The 3944-nt window shown below is 26.4% G+C and carries 7 protein-coding genes; all 7 read left to right on the forward strand.

Features of this window, described 5'->3' with window-relative positions:
• Positions 1-191 precede the first annotated feature (191 nt).
• A complete protein-coding gene (locus tag B2671_RS03280; protein WP_346869142.1) occupies positions 192-1193 on the forward strand; it encodes a conserved phage C-terminal domain-containing protein in 1002 nt (333 codons plus the stop codon).
• Between the two features lie 564 nt (positions 1194-1757).
• On the forward strand, positions 1758-2123 hold the full coding sequence (locus tag B2671_RS03285; RefSeq protein ID WP_283727685.1) for a hypothetical protein: 366 nt from the start codon (positions 1758-1760) through the stop codon (positions 2121-2123).
• A 140-nt stretch (positions 2124-2263) separates the two neighbouring features.
• Positions 2264-2563, forward strand: a complete 300-nt coding sequence (locus tag B2671_RS03290; protein ID WP_346869143.1) for a hypothetical protein — start codon at positions 2264-2266, stop codon at positions 2561-2563.
• A 69-nt stretch (positions 2564-2632) separates the two neighbouring features.
• The gene (locus B2671_RS17675; protein ID WP_422653219.1) at positions 2633-2830 is read left to right on the forward strand and encodes a DUF7695 domain-containing protein; all 198 of its coding nucleotides are present in this window, start codon (positions 2633-2635) and stop codon (positions 2828-2830) included.
• 41 nt (positions 2831-2871) lie between these two features.
• Positions 2872-3087, forward strand: coding sequence for a hypothetical protein (locus B2671_RS03295; RefSeq protein WP_346869144.1), 216 nt, complete (start codon positions 2872-2874; stop codon positions 3085-3087).
• 45 nt (positions 3088-3132) lie between these two features.
• Entirely contained in the window at positions 3133-3552 is a 420-nt protein-coding gene (locus B2671_RS03300) for a hypothetical protein (RefSeq protein WP_346869145.1), read from the forward strand.
• Entirely contained in the window at positions 3515-3832 is a 318-nt protein-coding gene (locus tag B2671_RS03305; RefSeq protein WP_346869146.1) for a hypothetical protein, read from the forward strand. The genes B2671_RS03300 and B2671_RS03305 overlap by 38 nt, the downstream gene beginning before the upstream one ends.
• Positions 3833-3944 lie beyond the last annotated feature (112 nt).

Here is a 3944-nt window from a genome sequence, read left to right on the forward strand (position 1 = left end):
ATATGAATAAAAAGCAAGCAGCTTCATATTTAGGAGTAAGTTTTAATACTTTAAAAAAGTTTATCGAAGAAGGTTTACCTGTAATTGTTGTAAGTGGTATTCAAATGATTAGAAGACAAGATATAGATAATTTTTTAGAATCAAAAATAAAATAGCTGGCTGGCAGTAAGACTATAATTTTTAAAAAAGAGTTGATTAAAATAAAAAAAATCGAAATATTAAGAAGTTGTATTAATCTTATCTCAGGAAATGATAATTATATATTGGTAAACAAATTCTATCTTGAATTCATGAGAGATTTACAAGGTGCTGTTTTTTTATCTCAACTAACGTTTTGGGCTGATAAAGGTAAGAATAGAGAGGGTTGGATATATAAGACTCAAGAACAATGGTTTAATGAGACAGGCATAAAAAAATTTAAAATAGCTCAAATAACAAAGGAATTAGAGAGTAGAGGAATTATAGAAACAAAAGTAATGAAAGTAAGTGGTAACCCTATCAAGCATTATCGTCTATTGTATGATAATTATTTAAAAGAAGTAGAAGTAGTACTAGAAAATAAACAAATGAATATTGATATTCTAAAAACAGAAAAACGAAAATCTGAAAACAGAAAAAGGATTAGTGAAAATCAAAAAAAGGAATTTGTAAAAAAAGAAAAAGGTAAGTCTAAAAACGGTATTTCTTCTATTACAGAAGATACATTAACAGAGAAAACAACTACAGAGAAAACTACAGAGAAAACTACAGAAATAGCAACGAATCGCTATATTAATACAATTAGTTTAGTAGCAATTAGTTATATAAACAAATTAACAGATCGCTCATATAAATTTAATAATCAATCTTATATAAAATTAATAAGTGATTTAATAAATGAAAATTATAACATAATTGATTTGATTGAAGTAGTTGAAAAAAAATATTATCAATGGAGGAATGATAGAAAGTTCAATAAACTAATAAGGCCTGAAACACTTTTTAAATATGAGAACTTCAAAAAATATGTTGGAGAAGACTTTGCAAATAATATCGAAGTCACACCAAAATTTATTTTAATTGAAAATAAAAAGAATCTTTGTGAGTCAATTTTAAATTTTATTACTAAGTTAGAAAAAGAAATTGAATCAAAAGAAGACTACGAATTCGATCGGCTAAAATCAGAAATTCATAGTCTATGTGCTGAGTTATGAAATAACTCTATCTAGAATATTAACATAATAAATAATGAATTTGAAATTTGTTCTTAAATCAATAATACTATATTGTTTTATTGATTTTTCTTAGAACATGAGCATAAGAGAAAGTGATATCACGTCGCCCTGTGGGACGAATTTCGGCAGAGCCGAACGTGATTAAATCGGCAGTGCCGATTACTTTCTATATATGTGAAATCCACGTATATGGTGATATCACAATTTTAACAAATCATTTATATTTCACATATACATTTTATTACAACACGTATATATCACATATACATACCATGTATATTAAATATATGTGATATATACATTGAGTAATAATTATTGAAAAACATGGTATATGTGAAATCCACGTATAGAATGAATTTTTAAATAATTGAATATATGTGACAACCACATATATAAAACTTTTAATCAAAAAATTATTGATGAACTTTTAATAATTAGACATTAGATACAAATTAATTTATTAAAATTGCTGAAAGAATAACAAAGGCATAATCACTTGTTGCTTTAATTAAAACAAAAAAACTTAAAAAAGGAGATATGAATATGGAAAGACGAGGAACGAACAAAACTTATTATTTAAATGATAGTATGCTCAATAAAATTGATGAATTGAAAGAAGAAAAAGGATTTGCAAATATGAATCAAGTTTTGACTTATCTCTTTGAAAAAGAAGAACAAGCATTAGAAGATAATTATAACTTAAAAAGTATCAATGATAGATTGTCTACAATTGATAAAAAATCAGAAATGATTTTAGAAATCGTTTCGTGGAGTGCTGACAGACATGATCATATTCCAATGCTTTCTTTTAAAGAAGGTCAAAATATTAGTTACAATAAAGCAAAAGAATTCGTTGAAGAAAGTCAAAAGAAAGCACCAATCAAAAAGAAAAGTTCATTTTTTCTATAAATAATTTAATTTGAAATGGGAAAGATGATTTTAAAAAGGAGAATATGATGAACTTTATTACGAATTATTTAAGGGGATTAAATATCTTTCGTCTTATCAAATCACTTCTATTTGCTTTTTTGGTAAGTGCGATTATATATATGTACCAACAAGCATATGGAGAAGTTGGACACAAAACGCCAGGATTCATTATGAATACTTTACTAATACTGAGTCCATTTTCTTATTATGTAATGTTCGATATTAAAAGTGGTGCGAATACATTTACGGGTACTAGAGTCTATTATATTACTAGAGATACATTAGCTTTTTATGGATTGTTCAAAATCATTGGAATTATTTTATGGGGAACAGTATTTTTATTCTTGTCGCCAATTTTTACATATATTCATTTCAAAGATGTTAGTAAGTATGGTCAGTATAAATCACAAAATAAATGATAAAATTGTATTGATAATAATTTATCAACTACTACTGAGGTCAAAAGTATGCAATAGATAATTAGAAGTATTGCACGCTGTAAAATTTGTGATGATGTAATTGAATCAAAGTATACCCATGATTATGTAAGGTGTAAATGTGGAGCGATTTTTTTAGATGGTGGTAAAGAGTATCAAAGATATGGATGCTTGTCTGAAAAAGTACAAGGAAAAAGTAGAGATGAAATAATAGATTTTAGTCTTTCAGAGTACGAGGATGAAGAATAGCAAATACAAGTTCTTTTAATATTAAAAAGGAGTCGACAAATATGAATCTCAAAGGAAAAACTATTAATGACTTCACACAAGAACAAAGAGATAAAATGACATCTGATCAAAGAAGAGAACTAAGGGCTAATACTAGATTAAAAATGAAACAAAATGGTTACTACGAGAATGTCAGGAAGTTGCGTAAAGACAATCCACTTCAAGAAGATGATAAAAAGGATTATTTTTTCGGTAAATCAATAGGAATATTTGAATAGTAGATATTTAAGTTAGCATTATCTAATAAACTAGGATGTGATGATATGCTTGAAGTTGATAAAGAAAAAATTCAAAAATTTCTTGAAAGTGATTTGACTTCTGATGAAATAGCTGAATATTCAGGAATAGCCTATACTACTGCAAGAGAATTAAAAGATGGAATTACAAGTATTGATGAAGCATCATTTAGAACACAAGTTAAATTAACATATGGATATAAAATAGCATTTGAAGGGTATGTGCCTGAAGAAGTTAGCTTAGAAAGAAGGATAGCGATTGTTGATGCAGCAATAGGCATAAATAAAATTGATGGTCTTGTATTAACGGATGAATATATAGAAAAAATGTATGATATGGCACATGGAAGAATTAAGCGATCTGAATTTGCTGAGTATGTTTTACAAGATGAATATAGGAGTGATACAAATGGAAAGAGTTTATCCAGTGACGAAGGAAGAAGCTGAAAATAATATAGATTTTATTATTAATAAAAAAGAATTTGGAAAAGTATTATTTAAATTACAAAGAGTTGATGAATTAAATCCTAAACAAATAGATTACTTAAATGGATTTCATATGAGAAAAATGTTTTTGTTAGAAAAAGATGATGATTATTTTGCAGGAATAAGAGCCGATCATTTTTGTATAGAGGTAGGTATAAATGAATTTGGTCCGGGAATTTTTTATCTAATAACTGCAAATCATAAAGGGTGTAGAGCGATGACGCTTTTAAGTGATAAATAATTATTTAATTTTAAAAATATAATAATATTAATATTTTCAATAAAAATCAAAAATAACTATAATTAGTCAAAAATCAAGCTGATATGAATGTCATTCATATCAGCTTGATTTT

This window comes from Clostridium sp. UBA5119, assembly GCF_002414285.1.
Lineage (GTDB): Bacteria > Bacillota > Clostridia > Clostridiales > Clostridiaceae > Clostridium_J > Clostridium_J sulfidigenes.

Coding starts and splice junctions, on each gene's coding strand:
- B2671_RS03305 (WP_346869146.1), top strand. CDS start 3,515: ATGGAAAGAGTTTATCCAGTGACGAAGGAAGAAGCTGAAAATAATATA.
- B2671_RS03300 (WP_346869145.1), top strand. CDS start 3,133: ATGCTTGAAGTTGATAAAGAAAAAATTCAAAAATTTCTTGAAAGTGAT.
- B2671_RS03290 (WP_346869143.1), top strand. CDS start 2,264: ATGTACCAACAAGCATATGGAGAAGTTGGACACAAAACGCCAGGATTC.
- B2671_RS03295 (WP_346869144.1), top strand. CDS start 2,872: ATGAATCTCAAAGGAAAAACTATTAATGACTTCACACAAGAACAAAGA.
- B2671_RS03285 (WP_283727685.1), top strand. CDS start 1,758: ATGGAAAGACGAGGAACGAACAAAACTTATTATTTAAATGATAGTATG.